Annotated in this window: 20 protein-coding genes; 13 read left to right on the forward strand and 7 right to left on the reverse strand. The window is 70.7% G+C overall.

Going from position 1 to position 19,458, the window contains the following annotated elements; all coding sequences use genetic code 11:
- Nucleotides 1–177: 177 nt before the first annotated feature.
- The gene (locus tag Vqi01_RS22835; protein ID WP_204036888.1) at nucleotides 178–954 is read right to left on the reverse strand and encodes an SDR family oxidoreductase; all 777 of its coding nucleotides are present in this window, start codon (nucleotides 952–954) and stop codon (nucleotides 178–180) included.
- A gap of 318 nt (nucleotides 955–1,272) precedes the next feature.
- On the opposite strand from Vqi01_RS22835, the gene Vqi01_RS22840 reads away from it, so the two are divergent.
- From Vqi01_RS22840 to Vqi01_RS22855, 4 genes are all read left to right on the forward strand, one after another.
- On the forward strand, nucleotides 1,273–2,160 hold the full coding sequence (locus Vqi01_RS22840) for a helix-turn-helix domain-containing protein (protein WP_204036889.1): 888 nt from the start codon (nucleotides 1,273–1,275) through the stop codon (nucleotides 2,158–2,160).
- Nucleotides 2,161–2,232: 72 nt separating this feature from the next.
- Nucleotides 2,233–2,688 (forward strand): RrF2 family transcriptional regulator, encoded by a 456-nt coding sequence (locus Vqi01_RS22845; RefSeq protein WP_204036890.1) that lies wholly within the window; start codon nucleotides 2,233–2,235, stop codon nucleotides 2,686–2,688.
- A 105-nt stretch (nucleotides 2,689–2,793) separates the two neighbouring features.
- Nucleotides 2,794–2,973: a DUF4236 domain-containing protein gene (locus tag Vqi01_RS22850; protein WP_131056659.1), complete on the forward strand. Its 180-nt coding sequence runs from the start codon at nucleotides 2,794–2,796 to the stop codon at nucleotides 2,971–2,973.
- 206 nt (nucleotides 2,974–3,179) lie between these two features.
- On the forward strand, nucleotides 3,180–3,683 hold the full coding sequence (locus Vqi01_RS22855) for a potassium channel family protein (protein WP_204036891.1): 504 nt from the start codon (nucleotides 3,180–3,182) through the stop codon (nucleotides 3,681–3,683).
- On the opposite strand, the gene Vqi01_RS22860 is transcribed toward Vqi01_RS22855, so the two are convergent.
- Both Vqi01_RS22860 and Vqi01_RS22865 read right to left on the reverse strand, forming a co-directional pair.
- The gene (locus Vqi01_RS22860) at nucleotides 3,658–4,527 is read right to left on the reverse strand and encodes a hypothetical protein (RefSeq protein ID WP_204036892.1); all 870 of its coding nucleotides are present in this window, start codon (nucleotides 4,525–4,527) and stop codon (nucleotides 3,658–3,660) included. The genes Vqi01_RS22855 and Vqi01_RS22860 overlap by 26 nt on opposite strands.
- Before the next feature lie 125 nt (nucleotides 4,528–4,652).
- Entirely contained in the window at nucleotides 4,653–5,174 is a 522-nt protein-coding gene (locus tag Vqi01_RS22865; protein ID WP_204036893.1) for a VOC family protein, read from the reverse strand.
- Between the two features lie 49 nt (nucleotides 5,175–5,223).
- On the opposite strand from Vqi01_RS22865, the gene Vqi01_RS22870 reads away from it, so the two are divergent.
- The 3 genes from Vqi01_RS22870 to Vqi01_RS22880 all read left to right on the forward strand — a co-directional run bounded on the left by Vqi01_RS22870 (nucleotide 5,224) and on the right by Vqi01_RS22880 (nucleotide 10,355).
- Nucleotides 5,224–5,685: a MarR family winged helix-turn-helix transcriptional regulator gene (locus tag Vqi01_RS22870; RefSeq protein WP_204036910.1), complete on the forward strand. Its 462-nt coding sequence runs from the start codon at nucleotides 5,224–5,226 to the stop codon at nucleotides 5,683–5,685.
- 68 nt (nucleotides 5,686–5,753) lie between these two features.
- Complete coding sequence (locus tag Vqi01_RS22875; RefSeq protein WP_204036894.1) at nucleotides 5,754–7,901, forward strand: tetratricopeptide repeat protein; 2,148 nt, start codon at nucleotides 5,754–5,756, stop codon at nucleotides 7,899–7,901.
- Between the two features lie 135 nt (nucleotides 7,902–8,036).
- Nucleotides 8,037–10,355: a HelD family protein gene (locus Vqi01_RS22880; RefSeq protein WP_204036895.1), complete on the forward strand. Its 2,319-nt coding sequence runs from the start codon at nucleotides 8,037–8,039 to the stop codon at nucleotides 10,353–10,355.
- 181 nt (nucleotides 10,356–10,536) lie between these two features.
- On the opposite strand, the gene Vqi01_RS22885 is transcribed toward Vqi01_RS22880, so the two are convergent.
- Nucleotides 10,537–10,941 (reverse strand): hypothetical protein, encoded by a 405-nt coding sequence (locus tag Vqi01_RS22885; protein WP_204036896.1) that lies wholly within the window; start codon nucleotides 10,939–10,941, stop codon nucleotides 10,537–10,539.
- A 356-nt stretch (nucleotides 10,942–11,297) separates the two neighbouring features.
- Between Vqi01_RS22885 and Vqi01_RS22890 the strand changes: the two genes are divergently transcribed.
- The gene (locus tag Vqi01_RS22890) at nucleotides 11,298–11,678 is read left to right on the forward strand and encodes a hypothetical protein (protein ID WP_204036897.1); all 381 of its coding nucleotides are present in this window, start codon (nucleotides 11,298–11,300) and stop codon (nucleotides 11,676–11,678) included.
- Nucleotides 11,679–11,746: 68 nt separating this feature from the next.
- Here the strand turns inward: Vqi01_RS22890 and Vqi01_RS22895 are convergent, their stop codons facing one another.
- Entirely contained in the window at nucleotides 11,747–12,838 is a 1,092-nt protein-coding gene (locus Vqi01_RS22895) for a sporulation protein (protein WP_204036898.1), read from the reverse strand.
- Between the two features lie 355 nt (nucleotides 12,839–13,193).
- Here Vqi01_RS22895 and Vqi01_RS22900 point away from each other — a divergent pair, with 355 nt between their 5' ends.
- From Vqi01_RS22900 to Vqi01_RS22910, 3 genes are all read left to right on the forward strand, one after another.
- Nucleotides 13,194–13,445, forward strand: coding sequence for a type II toxin-antitoxin system Phd/YefM family antitoxin (locus Vqi01_RS22900; protein ID WP_204036899.1), 252 nt, complete (start codon nucleotides 13,194–13,196; stop codon nucleotides 13,443–13,445).
- Nucleotides 13,435–13,863: a type II toxin-antitoxin system VapC family toxin gene (locus Vqi01_RS22905; protein ID WP_204036900.1), complete on the forward strand. Its 429-nt coding sequence runs from the start codon at nucleotides 13,435–13,437 to the stop codon at nucleotides 13,861–13,863. Before Vqi01_RS22900 ends, Vqi01_RS22905 begins: the two co-directional genes overlap by 11 nt.
- Before the next feature lie 102 nt (nucleotides 13,864–13,965).
- Nucleotides 13,966–14,358 (forward strand): YciI family protein, encoded by a 393-nt coding sequence (locus Vqi01_RS22910; protein ID WP_239098591.1) that lies wholly within the window; start codon nucleotides 13,966–13,968, stop codon nucleotides 14,356–14,358.
- A gap of 108 nt (nucleotides 14,359–14,466) precedes the next feature.
- On the opposite strand, the gene Vqi01_RS22915 is transcribed toward Vqi01_RS22910, so the two are convergent.
- Nucleotides 14,467–15,210: an SDR family NAD(P)-dependent oxidoreductase gene (locus Vqi01_RS22915; RefSeq protein ID WP_204036902.1), complete on the reverse strand. Its 744-nt coding sequence runs from the start codon at nucleotides 15,208–15,210 to the stop codon at nucleotides 14,467–14,469.
- A 58-nt stretch (nucleotides 15,211–15,268) separates the two neighbouring features.
- Between Vqi01_RS22915 and Vqi01_RS22920 the strand changes: the two genes are divergently transcribed.
- A complete protein-coding gene (locus Vqi01_RS22920; protein WP_204036903.1) occupies nucleotides 15,269–16,510 on the forward strand; it encodes an RNA polymerase sigma factor in 1,242 nt (413 codons plus the stop codon).
- Nucleotides 16,511–16,646: 136 nt separating this feature from the next.
- On the opposite strand, the gene Vqi01_RS22925 is transcribed toward Vqi01_RS22920, so the two are convergent.
- On the reverse strand, nucleotides 16,647–18,035 hold the full coding sequence (locus Vqi01_RS22925) for a cellulase family glycosylhydrolase (protein WP_204036904.1): 1,389 nt from the start codon (nucleotides 18,033–18,035) through the stop codon (nucleotides 16,647–16,649).
- Nucleotides 18,036–18,400: 365 nt separating this feature from the next.
- Between Vqi01_RS22925 and Vqi01_RS22930 the strand changes: the two genes are divergently transcribed.
- Nucleotides 18,401–19,363 (forward strand): TIGR03557 family F420-dependent LLM class oxidoreductase, encoded by a 963-nt coding sequence (locus tag Vqi01_RS22930; protein ID WP_204036905.1) that lies wholly within the window; start codon nucleotides 18,401–18,403, stop codon nucleotides 19,361–19,363.
- Nucleotides 19,364–19,458: the final 95 nt, after the last annotated feature.

Genomic DNA, 19,458 nt, shown 5'->3' on the forward strand with positions numbered 1-19,458 from the left:
AGCGATCATGCACTTACGGTCGGCGATACGCGGCTTACGTCCCAATATGCGGGGACACAAAGTGCAAGATCGCCGCGGTGGGTGAGGGCGGGGTGGGCGGTGGGTGAGGGCGGGTCGGGGTGGGCGGGGTTGGGGGGCGAGGGCGGGAGAGGTTGGTGGGGCGGGGGCGGGAGATGGTCAGCCGTGTGTGGTAAGGCCGCCGTCGACCGGGATCACCGCACCGGTCAGGTAGGCGCCAGCGCGGGACGCCAGGTAGATCGCGGTGCCCGCCATGTCCTCCGGTCGACCGATCCGTCCCAGCGGCACCTGGGACTCGATGGCCGCCCGGGTTCCCGGGTCGTCCAGCGCGAACGCCATCATTGTGCTCTCGAACGGCCCGGGTGCGATCGCGTTGATTGTGATCTGCTCGCCAGCGAGCTGGTGGGCCAGGTTGCGGGTCATCATGTGCAGAGCTGCCTTGGTGGCCGAGTAGGCGTACACCTCCATGGCGGGAACCCGCAGGCCGTCGACGGAGCCGATGTTGATCACGCGCGCCGGGTGGTCCGGGCCGGCGGCGGCGCGCAGCGCGGGCAGCAACGCAGTGGTCAGTCGGAAGACTGCCTTGACGTTGATCGCCCACAGCTTGTCGAACGCGCTCTCCGGATAGTCCTCCAGCGGCGCGCCCCAGGTGGCGCCCGCGTTGTTGACCAGTACGTCGAGCTTGTCGACCCGGTCCTGGACGGCGGCGGCCAGGCCCCGCGCGCCCTCGTCGTTGCCGAGGTCGGCGGGAATGGCCTCGCAGCGCCCATGGGCGGACAACTCCCTCGCCACCGCCGCGCAAACCTCCGCCTTGCGGGACGAGATGATCACGTGGGCGCCGGCGGCGACGAAGCCACGGGCGATCATCAGCCCGATGCCCCGCGAGCCGCCGGTGACCAGGACGGTCCTGCCGTCGACCGAGAACAGATCCTTCATGCCCATCCCCTCGCGAGCCGGCCGGTTTTCCGCCGGGAGGGTCGCCGGCACGGACCGTTCGCGGGCCACGGCGACCAGATCACTACCGAGCGGTAACGTATCGGCCCTTTCCGACCACGACAACCCCGCCAGGTACCCACGTCGCCGCGCACGGAGGAACAGATCGCCTTTCTCGGGCGCAGCAATGGCAGTCGTCACGGGCCGGCGGAGACGACGCGAAGCGGGCGGATCGCAGGCAGGAGGAGACGACGCGAAGCGGGCGAACGCGCAGGCGGGAGGAGATGCGTCCGGCCCGGTCGCGGGCTAACGTCGCAGGTGATGGTCCCTTCCGGTTACCTCGCCACGGCCCTACCCGATGCTGTCTCCGGTTCCGTCGAGATCGACACTGTCACGCTGAGCAGTCTCGCCCCTGACCCTGGGTGGCGACGCCAGGTGCTGCTGGATCGAGAGCTGATCGTGCTGGCCACCGGCGGCCACGGCTATGCCGAGGTGGATTTCCGCACCCTGTCCTGCCGGCCCGGCACGGTGCTGCGGGTGCGTAGCGGGCAGGTGTTGCGCTGCACGCCGCCCCGGTTGAACGCCACCGTGGTCCGCTGGCATCCCGAGGCGCTGTGCGGGTTGGACATCAACGTCGAAGAGGTGCCGTCCTGGGCCCAGCTCGCCGGCGAGGACGAAGACGCCGTCATCAACGAGGTGAGCCAGTTGACCGTGGACACTCGCCAGCACCGGGACACCCCGGCGGGCCGCAGCCTGGTCCGTCACCAACTGGCCGTGCTGCTGTTGCGACTGAGCATGCTGCCGTCCCGGGCCCGCCACCCAAAGCGCCCCGAAGAGATCACCTTCCACCGGTTCTGCCGGGAGGTGGAACTCAGCTACCAGCACACCCGCCGGGTCGAGGACTACGCCGACCGGTTGGGCTGCTCGGTGCGTACGCTCACCCGGGCCTGCCTGGCGGTGACCGGGCGCAGCGCCAAGCAGGTGCTGGACGAGCGGGTCGCGCTCCAAGCAAGTCGGTTGCTGGCCGCGACCGACGAGCCGATCGCCCGGATCGGCCGGTGGCTCGGGTTCACCGAGCCGACCAACTTCGGGCGGTTCTTCACCCGCGAGGTCGGGGTCAGCCCCGGTGCCTTCCGTGCCACTCGCGAGCATCCCGGGCCGGGTCCGGTCGTGCGGCCCCGCCCGCCCGCCGAGGCCAACGGGGCCTGAGCGGCAGCCGGGACGCGCGACCGCGCCAGCCCGGTGACTGCCTGGCCGGGGTCGGTTGGGCATCATGGCAGGGTGCAGATCTCCGCCCGTGGCGACTACGCGGTGCGGGCGGCGCTGAGCCTCGCCGCCGCGTACCCGGCACTGTTGTCCACCCAGACCATCTCCACCGAGCAGGATATGCCGCGCAAATTTCTCGAAGCGGTCCTGGCGGACCTGCGCCGCGCCGGGCTCGTCCGGGCGCAGCGGGGTGCCGAGGGCGGCTACGCGCTGGCGCGACCGCCGCAGGAGGTGACCATCGGCGCGGTGCTGCGCGGGGTGGAGGGACCGCTGGCCGGCGTGCGGGGCCTGCGGCCGGAGGAGACCGAGTACGAGGGAGTGGCACAGCACCTGCCCGACTTCTGGGTCGCGGTGCGCGCCTCGCTGCGTCGGGTGGTCGACGAGGTGAGCCTGGCGGACGTGCTCACCGGGCGGATGCCGGCCCACGTTCGCCGGCTGACCACCCTGCCCGGTGCCTGGGAGCCCCGCTGAGGAGGGACGGCCGGCCGGCGTCCACTGCGGACGCCGCAGGGTTTGGCGGATCGACGCCGGGGGCATCTTCGACCGCGCAGGGACCGCGTTGAAGGGAGGCCCACGATGGGTCTGATGTTCCGCAAGCGCAAGAAGTACGGGCCACTCATCCTGAACTTCACCGAGAACGGCTTCTCCTCCTGGAGCATCAAGATCGGCCGCTGGTCCTGGAACTCGCGAGCCAAGGCGCACCGCGTCGACCTGCCCGGCCCTCTGTCGTGGAAGCAGGACAAGTCTCGGGCGTGAGGTCCCGAGGTCGAGCGGGACGCCGGAGTTCGGTTCACCGGCGTCCCGCTCGGCGTCCGAGCTTCCCCGCCCCGCTCGGCGTCCGAGCTTCCCCGCTTCCTCGGCATCCGGGACGGTGCCGCCCGCCTGGCGCCCTGCCCCGTCCGGCCGGTTCGAAACGGCACGATCGAAAGGCCAGGCCAGCCGCCTGACCGGACAATTTCGACATGAACCCGAATACGGACCAACGGCGAGTGCTTCGCCGGGCCTGGCTGTCCTGCGTACTCCTCCTGCTGACCTACTTCGTCGTGCCACTCGGGGCCGATCCCAACGCCGCGCGGATGGGCGTACGCATCGCTCTCACCCTGCTGATGGCAGCCGCGGTCGCCTGGCTGGTGACGGGTCAGGTACGCCGGCAGCTCGTCGCCGGCCGCAGCGGCGAAGCCCGTTCACTGACGCACCTGGCCGTGATCCTGGTCGCCGGATTGCTCGTCTTCGCCCTGGCCGACTACGTCGTCGCGCGGGCTGCGCCGGCGCAGTTCGCCGACTTGAAGACCCGCATCGACGCGCTCTACTTCGCGGTGACCACGCTGACCACCGTCGGGTACGGCGACGTGCACGCTCAGGGGCAGCTCGCCCGGGTGCTGGTGACCGTGCAGATGGTGTTCAGCATCGGGGTGATCGCCACCGGCGTGTCACTGGTGGTCAAGCAGCTGACGGGACGGACGTGAGCAGCACGTCGCCGCCGAGTCGGCCCTGCTCCGGCGCGCGGCTGACCCGCCCCGCGTCCAGCAGCGCGGTCAGCGCCCGCAACGCGTCCACGGCCCGGTACGCGGTGGCGGTGACCGCGTACCGGCGCAGCTCGGTGACGGTACGGGGACCGTTGCGGGTCAGCTCGGCCAGCAGGGCGCGAGCCAACGGCGCCGGGTCCACCTCCGGCGCGGGCGACAGCGGCATCCCGTACGGGTCGACGAGCCGTTGCCCGGCCGCCCACAGCTCCTCCTTCACCGCCTCCAGGCTGCGGTCGGAGCCGGTGCCGAAGCCGACCCGCCGGCCGATGTCGGTCAGCTCCACTTCGGTCGACAGCGGGAACCCGGCGTCGGCCAGCGCCGGCCGCAGGGCCACGTTGGCACCGGCGAGCAGCAGCGCCTCGGCGGGTCGCCCGGCCGCGGCGGCGGAAAGCGCCACCGGATCCACGGCGCCCTCCGCCGCCAGGTAGGACAGCACCGGCGCCCCGGCGGCACCGGCCGCCCGTAGCGCCACCGGCAGCCGGCTCGGCGGACCGGGCATCAGGTGCACCGCGACCTCGGGAGGCAGCCCGGCCTCGATCGCACCGAGCCGAGTGGGTAGGTCTCCGGCGTCGTCGGTCAGCACCAGCACGGTGATTCGGCAGCCCCGCAGCCGGTCGGCGTACGCGCCCACCACCCGCAACGCCTCCTCCGCCGCAGCTCCGTCGTCGGCGCCGCACACCAGAGCGACGGTCCCCCGCCCCCCGCCAGGCCCTCCACGGCGCACCACCCCCGGCACCCACCCCCGCAGCCGCCGCCCGAACACCCCACTGCCGAAACTCTCCACCCCGCCGTTCTACCCCACCCCCACCCTCTCCCTCCTCCTCACCCGTTGATCATGAAGTTATTGCCACTGGAAGACGCTTTCCTCGGCAATAACTTCATGATCAACCCGACGAAGGGCGGGGGCTGTTAGGCGGGGATGGAGATGCCGACGCCGCCGCGGGTGTCGCCGCCATAGCGGTGGATCTCGGCGGACAGGTCGAGGCGGCCGATCCGGGTACGCGCGGCGAGCGCGGCCTCGTCGATCTGGTCGGCCGGCACCAGCCAGACCACCTCGAACTCCAGTCCGTCCGGGTCTCGCCCGTAGAGGCTCTTGGTGGTGCCGTGGTCGGAAGTGCCGACCAGGGCGCCGGCCTGGGTCAATCGCTGGGCCGTGGCGGCCAACTCGTCCAGTGTGTCCACCTCCCAGGCCAGGTGATAGAGGCCGACGGTGGCCCGGCCGGCGGTCGACCGGCCGGCCTGCGCGCCGATCTCGAACAGACCGAGGTCGTGGTCGTTGGTGGAGTCGGGCGCCTGGAGGAAGGCGGCGCCGCGGAAGCCTTCCGGGGTCATCGGCACCCGGCGGAAGCCCAGGACGTCGCGGTAGAAGGCGACACTGCGCTCAAGGTCGGTGACGTAGAGGACTGCGTGATTGAGTCGATGAATTCCCATGGCACCCACGGTAGCTCTTCTTTGTTGAGCGTTCAACTATTCGAGTATGATGACGGTCATGACCCGCTGGCTGAACCCGGACGAGCAACGCACCTGGAGGGCCTTCCTGGCCGCCTCTCGGGCGTTGATGGAGACGCTCGACCGCGAGCTGCAACGCGACGCCGGAATGCCCCACGCCTACTACGAGATCCTGGTACGCCTCTCCGAGGCGCCCGAGCGACGGCTGCGGATGAGCGAGCTGGCCGATCTGACCGGCTCCTCCCGCAGCCGGCTCTCGCACGCCGTGGCCCGGCTCGAGGCAGCCGGCTGGGTGCGCCGCGAGGACTGCCCGACCGACCGGCGCGGCCAGCTCGCCCTGCTCACCGAGGAGGGCTTCGCCACCCTCGCCGCCGCCGCACCCGGGCACGTCGAGGGCGTACGCCGACACCTGTTCGACGCGCTCAGCACGGCTCAGGTCGACCAGTTACGCCGGATCAGCGAGGCACTGACCGATCACCTGAGCCGTCCCTGACCAGTTCCGGACCGAACCACTCCGGCGCGGGTCTTGTACATATCGTCGTCAGATGAGCACGATGGGGCGTGCCCTCCGGCTTCGGTGAACTGACTGATCAGGCGCACGACCTGGTCTCCGCCGGCGATTTCGCCGGTGCCCAGCGGCTACTCGCCGACGCGCTGACCGGCGCCGACCCGCGCCCCGCCAACGCGACACCTGAGCTTGCCGAGGCGGCCGGCCTGCATGCGCGGGTGCTGGTCGCGCTCGGCGAGCCGCACTCGGCACGGGCCTGGGCCGCCTACGCGTACGCCGCCGCCACCCAACTGCACGGGCGCTCCGATCCCCGTACGGTAGCCGCTGCCGCCACCCTGGCCGCCGTGCTGCACCGGGTGGGCAGCTGGTCCCGAGCGGCTCGGCTGTACCAGGAAGTGATCATCGAGCTGACCGCTTCGGACGGGCCCGAGTCGTTGCGGGTGCTCGCCGCACACGCCGACCTGGCCACCGTGGAGTACGCCCGCGGCCAGTGCCAGGTGGCTCGCGACCGCCTCCAGGACGCCTGGGAACTGCACCGCGAGGTCTACGGCGACGGGCACCCGAGCGGGATCAAGATGCTCGCCCGGCTCGGTTCGATGCAGCGCGACTGCGGACAGTTCGGTGAGGCGCACGACACCCTTTCCCTGGCCCGCGAGCTGTGCCGTCAGCACCTTGCCCCGGACGATCCGCTGGCCGCGCAGGTGGCGGCCCTGGCCCGGGCGGCGGCGAATCCGGAGCATGTCTGTTCCGAGACACCGCCGGTCGGCGCGCGCGGTCCGGCAGTGCCCGCCGCCCGTATCCCGCCATCCGACGCCTCCTCCACACCGCACTGGCCCGATCCGCCACTCTCGGACCCCACCATGACCGACCCGGACGGCCCAGCCGCAACGAACACCACGGACCCGCAGCAAACGGCCGACCCAGCCGCAACGAACGCCAGCGACCCGCACGAAACGAGCGGCACGGCGGGAGCGAGCGGGATGGGTCCGGGGTGGTCGGATCAGGACGAGAGCGAGCTCGCGGAGTCGGGGCTCCCGTGGCCGGACACTGAGCCGGGTTGGCCGGCGGAGCCTTCTCCGGGCTGGCCGGTGGAGCCCGAGCCGGGCCTGGCGGATCCCGGTACGGCCGGATCGCGCGACCCAGCCGCGGAACACTACCCGGCGGCAAACGCGAAACAGTACCCAGCGGCAAGCCAGCACCCACCCCCGGGACAACACTCGGCTGGGGAACGACACCCCGTCGAGGGGTATCACCCCAGCCAGGGCCATCCGGCGACGGGTCACGCCGGCGCGGCCTCGCCGGTGCCCACTCCCCGGCAACCCGTGGACGGGCCGGCCGGGCCGCCGGAGGACTGGTGGGCCTCACCACCGCTGCACCAGCCGGGCGCCGGAGACACGGGCTGGCCCGCCACCGATCAGCCCGAACCCGACCCGTACCCCACGGGTGAGCCGGAATTCGACCCGTACCCCGATCGATCCGAACTCGGCCCGTATGCCACGGACCAGGCCAGCGCGGGCGGCCCCGGTCCGTATCCCGGCGAGCCCGGCCCCGACCCGTACCCCACGGGGGCGGCGACGCCGTCGTACCCCGAACCGTCCACCACGCTGCCGCCGAGCGTGGCCGATCTGACCGGGCTGACCCCTCAGGCTTCCGGGGTGTACCGGCTGCGTCGAGTCGCCGAGCCCGAGCAGCCGGGGCCACCGTCACGGCTGCTTCCGGTGCCGGTGCGACGGGCCCCGGTGCCGCCCCGACGGCCGAACCGGCTGGTGCTCATCGTCGCGGCGGGCGTGGTCGTGGTGTTGCTCGGCACCGCCGCGGTCATCGCCGGGGTGTCGAGGGTCGACGGCACCGGCGGTTCCGCGCCCACCGCGAGCGACGCGCCGACCTCCACCCCGGTGGCCACCACCCCTGGCCCGGCGCCCGCCTCGCCCGGCGCCCCACCCAGCGGGCTCGCCCTGAAGGACAATCGCGACAGCGTGACACTGAGTTGGAAGTACCCGGCCGGGAGCGAGGGGCCGGTGATCGTCTCGGGTGGCCGCAGCGGTCAGGCGCCGTCCCCCTTCGCCGACCTGCCCGCTGGCACCGAGAGCTTCGTCGTCTACAGCCTCGACCGCAGACTCGACTACTGCTTCACGGTGGCGGTCGCCTGGTCAACCGAGACCGTCGCCCGATCCGGTGAGGTCTGCACAAAGCGTCGCTGAGGGCGGCCCGGCGGGGGCCGGCCGCGCCTGGTTGCGCCGATTGCCGCGCGGTATCTTTGGCAGTTCAGGCACAAAAAAGGAAAACGGCTGAAACTAGCCGTTATCACCCCAAACTCTAATCATAGGGGAGACGGATTGTCAAGGCACTCCGGCGGTTCGCCGTCCGACGACGAGATCGGCCGCGAGCAGGAGTACGTCTCGATGCTCTACCAGCGCCTGGACGACCTTCGCGAGCAGGCGTCCCGACGGCTGACCGAACAGCTGCGGACGACCGGCGGCACCCTGCAGGACCGCTCCCAACGCGACAGCTCGGTGCGCATGTACGCCGACCAGGTCGAACAGTTCTCGGCGGTGGAGAACGGTCTGTGTTTCGGCCGGCTGGACACCGACGACGGCGAGCGCCGCTACATCGGCCGGATCGGCATTTTCGACACCGACGGTGACTACGACCCGTTGCTGATGGACTGGCGTGCCCCGGCCGCCCGCGCCTTTTACCTGGCCACCGCCGCCAACCCGCAGGGCGTTCGGCGGCGCCGCCACCTGCGGACCCGGCAGCGCAAGGTGATCGCCGTCAACGACGAGGTGCTCGACCTCGCCACCGCCTCTCCCACCGCCCACGAGGAACTCACCGGGGAGGCCTCGCTGCTGGCTGCGCTGAACGCCGGCCGCACCGGCCGAATGCGCGACATCGTCGAAACGATCCAGGCCGAACAGGACCGCATCATCCGGGCCGACCTGCCCGGGGTACTGGTGGTGCAGGGTGGCCCCGGTACCGGCAAGACCGCCGTGGCGCTGCACCGCGCGGCGTACCTCCTCTACACCCACCGCCGGGAGCTCTCCAGCCGCGGCGTGCTGCTGGTCGGCCCGAACGCCACCTTCCTGCGCTACATCTCGCAGGTGCTGCCGGCGCTGGCCGAGACCGGCGTGCTGCTGCGTACCCAGGCTGACCTCTTTCCCGGGGTCAACGCCCGGCGCGCGGAGCCGGCCACCACCGCCGCCGTCAAGGGACGTGCGGTGATGGCGGAGGTGCTCGCCAACGCGGTACGCGACCGGCAGCGGGTGCCCGACGAGCCGCTGGAGATCGAGCTGCCGCAGCGGGAGATCCTGGTCCTCGACCCGGGCACCGTGCGCGCGGCCCGGGACCGGGCCCGCCGCAGCGGGCGGCCGCACAACCTGGCCCGCGCCATCTTCGACATCGAAATCATCCATGCGCTGGCCGCGCAGGTGGCGGAGCGGATCGGAGCCGATCCGCTGGGCGGGGAGAACCTGCTCGAGGAGGCCGACCTCGCGGAGATCCGCCGCGAACTGCGCGAGGAGCCGGAGGTGCGGGCCACACTGGACGAACTGTGGCCGGTACTCACTCCGCAGCGCCTCCTCGCCGACCTGTACGCCTCGACCGAGCGCATCGCCGCCGCCGCGCCGATGCTGGCCGCCGACGAGCGGGCCGCGCTGCACCGCGAACCGGGCGGCTGGACCCCGGCGGACGTACCGCTGCTGGACGAGGCGGCGGAGCTGCTCGGTGAGGACGACCGGGCCGCTGCCGCCCGCCGGGAACGCATCCGCGCCCTGCAACGGGAGTACGCCGAGGGCGTCCTGGAGATCGCCCGGGGTTCCCGGTCGATCGACGTGGAGGACGAGGCCGACGGTGGCGAGATCCTCGGCGTGACCGACCTGCTCGACGCCGACCGGCTGCTGGAGCGGCAGGAGGAGGCGGATAGGTTGACCACCGCGCAACGCGCGGCGGCCGACCGGAGCTGGGCCTTCGGTCACGTGATCGTCGATGAGGCGCAGGAGCTGTCGCCGATGGCGTGGCGGCTGCTGATGCGCCGCTGCCCGAGCCGCTCGATGACCATCGTCGGCGACGTGGCGCAGACCGGGGCGCTGGCCGGCACACCGTCGTGGGCGGAGGCGTTGGCGCCGTACGTGGCGGACCGGTGGCGGCTGACCGAGCTGACGGTCAGCTACCGTACCCCGGCCGAGATCATGGCGGTGGCTGCCGAGGTACTGACCGAGATCGACCCGACGCTGCGCCCACCGCGCGCCGTACGCTCCAGTGGGTTTCCGCCCGCTGAGCACACCGTGCCGGCGCAGCGGCTGGCCGCGGAGCTGGTGGAGATCGCCACGGCGGAGGTGGCCGGGCTGGCCGACGGGCGGCTCGGAGTGATCGTGCCGGCCGGCCGGCGCGACGACCTCGGTGTCGCCCTGACCTCGGCGTTGCCTGAGGCGGCCGTCGGCGAGCAACCCGACCTGGAGAGCCGGGTGGTGCTGCTCACCGTCGCCGAGGCCAAGGGCCTGGAGTTCGACTCGGTCATCGTGGTCGACCCCGACCGCATCGCCACCGAGTCCCCGCGCGGCCCCAGCGACCTCTACGTGGCCCTCACGCGCGCCACCCAACGCCTGAGCACCCTCACCCCCACCCCTGACCCCCACTCCCCCCACTCCCCCCACCCCTGACCCCTGACCCCTGACCCCTGACCCCTGAGGCCTGAGGCCTGAGGCCTGAGGCCTGAGGCCTGAGGCCTGAGGCCTGAGGCCGATCATGAAGTTGTTGCCATGACACGCCGGGCGGGGAGGCAACAACTTCATGATCAACCGGGGTCAGCGGGATGCGGGATGCGGGATACGGGTGGGCGGGTCAGTCGGCGAAGTTGCCGGTGTGGGTGGCGGGAGCCGACTGATCACTGGTGGAGCCACCCGAGGGGGTGCTCATGCCACCGGTGGTGGCGTCTCCCGTGGTGGTCGGGGCCACCTTGCCCCGATGCCGCTCCGGTTGGCGGGCCAACCGGCGGGCGCTGGCCGGTCCGGCCGTACCGCCGGTCGTGGTGATCGCGCCCTGTCCCCTGGTGGGGCCGCCGTCCCGCAGCACGGTGGGATCGATCGGCACGTGCGCCGGATCGTCCCGGTCGTCGCGCTGGATGGCGGCCTCCACATCGGTCGGCGGCACGGTCACCTCGTCCACCGCGCCCTCGCCGTAGACGCCGCCGGCGATCTGCTCCTCGGCCCGGCGGGCGGCTTCCTGTCGCATGTCGTCCTCACGCACGATCCATCACCTCGCAGAAGCGTCGGTCTGTTGTGCGTGCCCGGTGGCCGGCGGGACAAACCCGCACGGGCCGGACCGCCGAGCCGAGGCGGAACCCGACATACGCCATCAACCTCTCAACGGCGTTTCCTCAGTCGTGGAAGCGCGAGGAACGTGGCTGCCACGCGGGACGCGCGCGTACGGGTAGCAGTCACCCAGCCTTCTCCGTCCTTCGGGATCCGCCGGTCAATCGAGGGTTACTGCTACTCAGGCACCGGGTAGACGCGGGGTGCCCGCGCCGAGCACGCAAACCGTGCCGTGGCCGACACGCGGTAGCGGGGCGAGGGTTACGACTCATCACATCCTGAGGAGGACAGATGAGCACGCAGGCTGCATCCACCAGGCCGACGAATCGTCCGGCTCCGGACGTACAGCAGCGGCAGGCCATGCAGGAGACTCCGACCCAGCCGATGCCGATGATGCACGACGGGCATCGGGAGCCGATGCAGGCACCGGGTACGGAGACCAAGCAGGCCTTCCTGACCACGGAGTTCTGGATCTACGCGGCCGCCGTCACCCTCCTGGTGATCTCCGCCTTCTGGAAGGGTACGACCGCGAACGGCCTGAACATCAACAACCCCGGCCAGGCGTGGCTCTTCATCACCCTGCTGACCCTTGGTTACCTGGGTAGCCGTGGTCTGGCCAAGGCCGGCAGCGCCCGGCGTTCCAGCGAGGAGCGCAAGCAGCGCGGACGCTGACCTGCCGCGCGTAACACGGTGGCCCTCCGGGTTCGTCCCGGAGGGCCACCACCGGCGTTCCCGACGACCTAGAACTCCTCGAAGCCCCCGAAGTCACCACCACCGAAGTCGCCACCGTCGAAGTCGCCGGCCGCCTCGGCGATCTCCTCCTCGCCGCCTTCGAAGGCATTGCTGATCATGTGGCCGGCGAGCATCCCGCCCGCGGCGCCGAGCGCCGCGCCCGCCACCACGCCGCCGATGCCGGCGCCGCCCCGCCGCTGCGGCGGGCCGTACTTGCCGGGCGGGCCGTATCCCTGGGGTGCGCCGTAACCGTGCGGTGCGCCATAGCCCTGGGGAGCACCGTAGCCCTGGGGAGCACCGTAGCCCGGTGCGCCGAACGCCTGGGCGCGCATGGTGCTGAAGCGATCGATCGTCTCGCGCAGCCAGCCGTCGACCACCTGCGTCCAGTCGTGCTTGTCAGCCTCGGCGTGCCCGACCTGGTAGCGGCCGAAGACGTCCTGGCCGGGTACGAGGAAACCGCCCCGCTTGTCGCACTCCAGCACCACGTCGATGCCGTGCGGATTGGTCACGAAGGTCAGCTCGACCTCGTTGATGACCTGCGCGTACTGCGGCGCCGCGAAGAACTCGATCTCCTGGTAGAACGGCAGCGTCTGCTGCACGCCGTGGATCATGCCGCGTTCGAGGTCCGCTTTCTTGAACCGGAAACCGAGCTGGCCGAACGCCTCGAGGATCCGCTCCTGCACCGGCAGGGGGTGCACATTGACCTCGTCCAGATCGCCCTTGTCGACCGCGCGGGCGATCGCCAGCTCGGTACGCAGCCCCATCGTCATGCCGTGCAGGCGCTGCCCGTACACCGCCGTGACCGGGGTCTCCCACGGCACCGGAAGCTGAAACGGAATGGACAGCGCCTGCTTCGGGGCGAGCTGGAGCCGGCCGCTGACCACCTGCCGGTGGAACTCCATCACGCCGGCCTGCTCACCGACCTCGACGCGGGTGACCAGCCCGATGACGATCTGCTCGATGTCGGCCTGGGCTTCCCCACCGATCAGGCTCACCTGGCCGTTGAGGGTTTCTCCGGGCCGGGTGTTCGGGTTGGCCAGGACGGTGTCCACACTGGGACCGCCCACGCCGAGCGCGCTCAACATCTTCTTGAAGACCATCGGTACTCCCGCGGGGTCTGGTGCCCGTACTCCCTTTAGGAGCGGACGCTGACCGCCGCACGGTATCGGTCGCCGCTGTGAGGTCGCTGAAAACACGCCGACCGCCAGCGGACGGAAGTGCCCGGCCCGGCCGACCACGACACGGGTGTGAATCGACAATCCTTGAGGTTCAACACTTCGCAAGTGATCGGATGGTGGCACCTCGTGTGGTGCAACCGCCCAGAGCAAGGCCGGGCTATCGAGCTGCCGTCAAGTCGAACTCGCCATCCTTGACGCTGCGGACGACCGGAGGGCTGGTAGTCTAGTCTGTCTAGACTTGCACTCCGGGAGAGCCGGCGCAGCATGGAGGCCAACTATGCACTGGCAGGTACAGGAAGCCAAGCAGCGGTTCAGTGAGGTACTTCGCGCAGCCGCCTCCGGCGAGGCCCAGGTGGTGACCAGGCACGGACAGGAAGTCGCAGTGGTCATCGACATCAACGAGTACCGGCGACTGCGGGGCGAGCAGGTTGAGCTGATGGACTACCTCCGGTCGGGCCCACTGCTTGACATCGACCTCGACGTCGAGCGCGCCACCGACCTTCCGCGCGAGGTCGACCTTGCCGGCTGAGACGGGATACCTACTCGACACCAACGTTGTTTCCGAGTTGCGCAAAGCTCGTCCCGACCCCGCCGTACTGGCTTGGCACGAAGCGCACCGGCATGCCCCGGCCTACCTCAGCACCTTGACCGTCGGGGAAATTCGCGCGGGCATAGAACGACTACGACCCAAGGCGGCCGATCGGGCCGTTGCGCTGGAGCAATGGCTCGACACACTCGTCACCGGATACGGCGATCGCATCCTGCCTGTGTCCGTGGAGGTCGCGCAGCAATGGGGCAGGCTCAACGTTCCGACCCACCGCCCGCCAGCGGTCGATGGGCTGCTGGCGGCTACCGCGATCGTGCACCGTCTCACTCTGGCGACCCGCAACGTCGCCGATGTCGCCGCCACCGGGGTCGCCCTGGCAAATCCATTCGAGCGCACGTGAAGAGACCGGTGCCGGATGTCGAGAACCGGCTCGGCGGCTTCGACCTGCTGGTGAAAGCACCGACAATGGCGCACAGCCAGAGGGAGACAAGCCGTGAAGTACATGCTGCTGATGCAGTTCAGCGCCGCCGGGACCGATTTCCCCGAGATCCACACCTGGACGCCGGAGGAGATCCGCGCCCACATCGGGTTCATGGGCGAGGTCAACGCGAAGCTGGTCGCGGACGGCGAGTGGGTCGACGGGCAGGGGCTCGCCGGGCCGGCGCAGGCGAAGATCGTACGCGCCGGTGGCGGTGGGGCGCCGGTGGTGACCGAGGGGCCGTTCGCCGAGACGAAGGAGTTCCTCGCCGGCTACTGGATCGTCGACACTGACACTCCGGAGCGGGCGGTCGAGCTCGCCGCCTGGATCTCCACCGCCCCCGGTCCCGGCGGGAAGCCGCTGAACATGCCGATCGAGGTGCACCCGGTGATGTCCGCGCCACCGCAGGACGTGTGACGAGCGAGCCGCTGATCGAGGGCCTGCGGCGCGAGGCGTGCCGCAGGCCTCGCCGTCCTCGTCGGCGTCAGTCAACGGAAAGCATCCCAGCGGCCGGGAGAAAGCCCCTCAGCGGGCCAGGTAGCCGCCGTCGACGGGAATGTAGGAGCCGGTGAGGAAGCTCGCCTGATCGCTGCTGAGCCAGGCGACGGTGTCGCCGACCTCGCGTGGTTCGCCCATTCTCCCGAGAGCGTGCATGCCGGGCAGCGTCCTGCGGATCTCCACCGGGATGTTGTTCTCCAGGCCGGTGGCGATGTAGGCGGGACCGACGGAGAGGGCACGAATGCCCTGCTGCCCGTACTCCCAGGCGATGGTCTGCATGATGCCGATCACGCCGTGCTTCGCGGCGGCGTACGGTGCCATGCCGAAGAGACCGCGTTTGCCGGCGATGCTGGAGATCGTCACGATCACGCCGCCGCCGGCCCGCAGCATGGCCGGAATCTGGGCGCGTACGCCGTAGAAGACGCCGTCCAGGTCGACGTTGCGGACTTTCTCCCACTGGTCGAGCGGCAGATCCGCAGTAGGAACGGCCGGCACCGTCACCCCGGCGTTGTTCGCCGCGATGTCCAACCGGCCGAAGCGTTCCTCGATGTCCTTGATCACGTCGAAATGCTGGTCGGGATCGGTCGTGTCGAGGTGCCTGCTGTCAGCGGTGCCACCGGACTCGGTGATCTCGGAAGCGACCGCGTCGGCCGCGTCGGAATTGATATCGGTGACCATGACGCTGGCCCCGGCGTTGGCGTAGGCCTGCGCGATCGCCCGGCCGATACCTGCCCCACCCCCGGTGACGAGGGCGATCTTTCCGTTTAGCATGACATCTCCGATCCGAAGTTCCACCGCAATATCCACGCTCGCACGGATTTGCCCACCGATGAGGCGAAAGTCCCTGATCGAGGACCTGCTGCGCGATCTCGCGCCGCAGGTCCTCGGCGTGCTCACCCGCCGATTCGGTGACTTCGCCACCGTGGAGGACGCGGTGCAGGAGGCCCTGCTGGCCGCCGCCACGCAGTGGCCGCAGGACGGCGTACCGGGCAATCCTCGGGGCTGGCTGGTCCAGGTCGCGTACCGGCGAATGGTCGAACTGGTCCGCGCCGAGCAGGCCCGCCGGGCGCGCGAGGACCTGGTCGCCCGGCGGGCGCCGGCGGACCGGCGCAGCGTACCGGCGATCGACGATCAGCTGAGCGCGGACCGCGACGACGGCTTGGTGCTGCTTCTGCTCTGCTGTCACCCGGCGCTGTCGCCGACCTCGGCGGTCGCGCTCACCCTGCGGGCCGTCGGCGGCCTGACCACCGCCGAGATCGCGCGGGCGTTCCTGATGCCGGAGTCGACGATGGCGCAGCGGATCAGCCGCGCCAAGCAGCGCATCAAAGCTTCCGGTACGCCGTTCCGGATGCCCGAGCCGGCCGAGCTGCCGGCCCGGCTGGCCCAGGTGCGGCACGTGCTCTACCTGATTTTCACCGAGGGGTACGTGGCCAGCGCGGGAGACCGGCTGCGCCGGGTCGACCTGTCACGCGAGGCGATCCGGCTGACCCGGGAACTGCACGCCCGGCTGCCGGACGACAGCGAGGTCGCCGGATTGCTGGCGCTGATGCTGCTCACCGAGGCACGCAGCGCGGCGCGTACCGGCGCGGCGGGTGAGCTGATCCCGTTGGCGGAACAGGACCGCGGCCGATGGGACACGGCGGCGATCGCCGAGGGCGTCGCGCTGCTCACCCGGGCGTTGCCCCGGGGCCCGGTCGGCCCGTACCAGGTGCAGGCCGCCATCGCCGCGCTGCACGACGAGGCGCCGACCGCCGAGGAGACCGACTGGCCGCAGATCCTCGCGCTCTACGAGGTGCTGGCGAGCCTGGCCGCCAGCCCGGTGATCACGCTGAACCGCGCGGTCGCGCTCGCGATGGCGCACGGGCCGGAGGCCGGCCTGGCCGCCCTGGACGCGCTGGACGGCGACACCCGGCTGGCGGGGCATCACCGGCTGCCGGCGGTCCGCGCCCACCTGCACGAGATGACCGGTGACCGCGAGCGTGCGGTGGCGGAGTACCGGCTCGCCGCCAGCCTGGCCGCGAGCATCCCCGAGCAGCGCTACCTGCTGATGCGCGCCGCCCGCCTGAACTGAGCCACCCGACGCGGCCTGGCTCAGGGCCGAAGCCGGCCCCGGAAGCGGTGGCCGGACCCGTGTCGGGCCCGGCCACCGGTGCGAAGGACAGCGCCCGCCAACTCGGCGGAAACAGATCGGTGGATCGCGGCGGGGGTCAGCTCGCGGTGCAGGTCACCGCAGGTGCCGAGTTGGTGCCGTTCCAGCTGCCGAGGAAGCCGAAGCTGGCGCTGGCTCCGGCGCCGAGCCGACCGTTGTAGTCGACGTTGCGCGCCGTCACCGTGGAGCCGCTGCTGGTCAGCGTGGCGTTCCAGGACTGCGTCACGGTCTGGCCGTTGGCGAAGGTCCAGCGCACCGTCCAGCCGTTGATGGCGGAACTGCCGGCGGTCACCCGGACATCACCCTGGAACCCGCCCTGCCACTCGTTGCTGATCGAGTACGTCGCGGAGCAGCCAACGCTCGGCGGCGGGGTCGACGTGGGCGGGATCGGCGTCGGAGTGCGGGTCGGGGTGGGCGTCGGGGTCGGGCTCGGCGGGCGGGTGGGGGTGGGGGTGGGGCCCGGCCCGTAGACGCTGGATTCGCGTGCGGTCTGCCGGATGCCGTTGGGGCCGTTGAACAGCCGCTGACCCCAGCTGGTCAGCTGGTTCGGGTTGAAGTTGGTCACCATGTCGAGGTACTCGACGCCGCCGCTGTTGCCGCTCCACGACCAGCCCAGCCAGCCGATGCCGTTTGCCTGGGTGTACGACAGGATCGCGTCCTCGTCGGGATCGCCGTCGGAGTGGTTGTGGCCGAACTCGCCGACCACGATCGGGAGGGCGCGGCTGCGGAAGCGGCCCAGGTAATCGCTGATCTTGGCGGCGGTGTCGAAGACACCGTACATGTGGATCGAGAAGACCGTGTTGCGGGCCGGGTCGGCGTTGAACACTGTCGGCGCGTTGTCGCGCATGGTGAAGGCCCAGTCCTGACCCCAGTTCGGGGCGTCCACCATGATGGTGTGCTGGATACCGCCGTTACGCAGCCGCCGGATCGCGTTGGCGGTGTCGGTGGTCCAGGAGGCGTAGTTCTGGTTGCCGTACGGCTCGTTGCCGATGTTGACGATCACGTACGCTTCCTGGCCGTTGAGCGCACTGGCGATGCTGAGCCAGTAGTCGACCGCCCGGTCCAGGGTGATCGCCCCGCTCTCCTCGCCGTAGCCGGTGGTGTCGTGCACCTCCAGCACGCAGATCAGCCGGTTGGCCTTGCACAGCTGGATCACGTTGGTCACGTCGGCGGCGCTGTTGCGGGTCCACCGGTCGCCGCTGGAGAGCACGACCCGGACGCTGTTCGCCCCGAGTGCCTTGATGTTGGCGAAGGAACTGGTCTGGCTCGTGTACCAGGTGTGCGCGTGGTTGACGCCGCGCATGATGAACTCCTGGCCGTTCGCGTCGTAGAGCTTGCCGCCGCTGACCGTGAAGCCGGTGGCGGCCTGCGCCGACGGCCCGAAGGCGAACACGGCGGCGACGGTCGCCAGCAGGATGGCGCCGACGCCCGCGAATAGTCTTTTCATCGCATTCCTCGCAGAGGTTTCTCCCCCTGTGCCCAATTCTGGGGGTTGCGGTGGTGGCAGGCATGGCGGCTGAGCCCGACAGCCGCTGCCTTGGGGCCCGGCGAGGCAGGCATCAGCGTAGGCCGATGGAATGCCGAAAGCAACCGGTTCAGTAAGTTCGACGATCGCCGGCGACCCGTGACGGCCCATGAGAAGTGAGCCGTCACGGGGGCAGACATCCCCACCACAGGATGTGCACCACGCCGGCATCTGAACCGGTTCAGGCCAACGGTAGGCAAGGGCTAGTAAGGGCGTCAAGCGCCCAAGGGTTGATCAAACCGGGGTGGGGTATCCGGAACGGGTCACCCGGTTCGGAAGGAGACGCCATGGTCAGCATCGGCTACACCCTGTTGTGCGAGCAGGCCGGCCCGAAGCAGCTCGTCGACTACGCGGTACGCGCCGAGGCGGCCGGCTTCGACCAACTCGTCGTGTCCGACCACTACTACCCCTGGCTGGAGTCACAGGGCCATTCGCCGTACGCCTGGTCGGTGCTGGGCGCGGTCGCCCACGCCACCTCCCGCGCGGAGCTGATGTCCTTCGTGACCTGTCCGATCCGCCGCTACCACCCGGCGGTGGTGGCGCAGAAGGCGTCCACCATCGGGGTCCTCTCCGACGGCCGGTTCACTCTCGGTCTCGGCGCCGGAGAGAACCTCAACGAGCACGTGGTCGGCGCGTGGCCGCACGTGCAGCAGCGGCACGAGATGTTCGAGGAGGCGTTGCAGATCATCCGGCCGCTGCTGGGCGGGGAGACGCTGACCTTCTCCGGCAACCATTACGACGTGCCGGACGCGTACGTCTGGGACCGGCCCGACCAGCCTGTGCCGATGGCGGTGGCCGCCTCCGGCCGGCAGTCCGCCACCCTCGCCGCCGAGTACGCCGACGGCCTGATCGCCACCGAGCCGCAGGCGCACCTGGTGGAGATGTACGAGGAGGCCGGCGGCGTCGGGCGCCCCCGGTACGGGCAGGTGGCCATCTGCTACGGACCCGACGAGGCCGAATGCCGCAAGATCGCTCACGACCAGTTCCGCTGGTTCGGGCTGGGTTGGAAGGTCAACACCGATCTGCCCGACACCGACGCGTTCGAGGCGGCCACCCAGAGCGTCCGCGAGGAGGACGTGGCGGCCGGGATCTCCTGCGGACCCGACGTGGACAAGCATGTGTCCGCGTTCAAGAAATTCGTCGACGCCGGGTTCACCCACGTGGCGCTTGTCCAGGTCGGCGGCGAGGGCCAACCGATGTTCCTGGACTGGGCGCAGGAGCAGCTACTGCCCCGGCTACGCGAGCTGTGACCTGCCACCCCCGCGACGCCCGCAGCTCCGGACTTCCGGATGCGGTGCGGCGCGTCGGCCGCGCGCTGCTGCGGCACCAGCACTCCGACGAACCG

The sequence above is a fragment of the Micromonospora qiuiae genome (assembly GCF_016863555.1).
Taxonomy (GTDB): Bacteria; Actinomycetota; Actinomycetes; order Mycobacteriales; family Micromonosporaceae; genus Micromonospora; species Micromonospora qiuiae.

Coding starts and splice junctions, on each gene's coding strand:
- Vqi01_RS22835 (WP_204036888.1), bottom strand. CDS start 954: ATGAAGGATCTGTTCTCGGTCGACGGCAGGACCGTCCTGGTCACCGGC.
- Vqi01_RS22840 (WP_204036889.1), top strand. CDS start 1,273: ATGGTCCCTTCCGGTTACCTCGCCACGGCCCTACCCGATGCTGTCTCC.
- Vqi01_RS22850 (WP_131056659.1), top strand. CDS start 2,794: ATGGGTCTGATGTTCCGCAAGCGCAAGAAGTACGGGCCACTCATCCTG.
- Vqi01_RS22855 (WP_204036891.1), top strand. CDS start 3,180: ATGAACCCGAATACGGACCAACGGCGAGTGCTTCGCCGGGCCTGGCTG.
- Vqi01_RS22865 (WP_204036893.1), bottom strand. CDS start 5,174: ATGGGAATTCATCGACTCAATCACGCAGTCCTCTACGTCACCGACCTT.
- Vqi01_RS22870 (WP_204036910.1), top strand. CDS start 5,224: ATGACGGTCATGACCCGCTGGCTGAACCCGGACGAGCAACGCACCTGG.
- Vqi01_RS22890 (WP_204036897.1), top strand. CDS start 11,298: ATGAGCACGCAGGCTGCATCCACCAGGCCGACGAATCGTCCGGCTCCG.
- Vqi01_RS22895 (WP_204036898.1), bottom strand. CDS start 12,838: ATGGTCTTCAAGAAGATGTTGAGCGCGCTCGGCGTGGGCGGTCCCAGT.
- Vqi01_RS22900 (WP_204036899.1), top strand. CDS start 13,194: ATGCACTGGCAGGTACAGGAAGCCAAGCAGCGGTTCAGTGAGGTACTT.
- Vqi01_RS22910 (WP_239098591.1), top strand. CDS start 13,966: ATGCTGCTGATGCAGTTCAGCGCCGCCGGGACCGATTTCCCCGAGATC.
- Vqi01_RS22915 (WP_204036902.1), bottom strand. CDS start 15,210: ATGCTAAACGGAAAGATCGCCCTCGTCACCGGGGGTGGGGCAGGTATC.
- Vqi01_RS22920 (WP_204036903.1), top strand. CDS start 15,269: ATGAGGCGAAAGTCCCTGATCGAGGACCTGCTGCGCGATCTCGCGCCG.
- Vqi01_RS22925 (WP_204036904.1), bottom strand. CDS start 18,035: ATGAAAAGACTATTCGCGGGCGTCGGCGCCATCCTGCTGGCGACCGTC.
- Vqi01_RS22930 (WP_204036905.1), top strand. CDS start 18,401: ATGGTCAGCATCGGCTACACCCTGTTGTGCGAGCAGGCCGGCCCGAAG.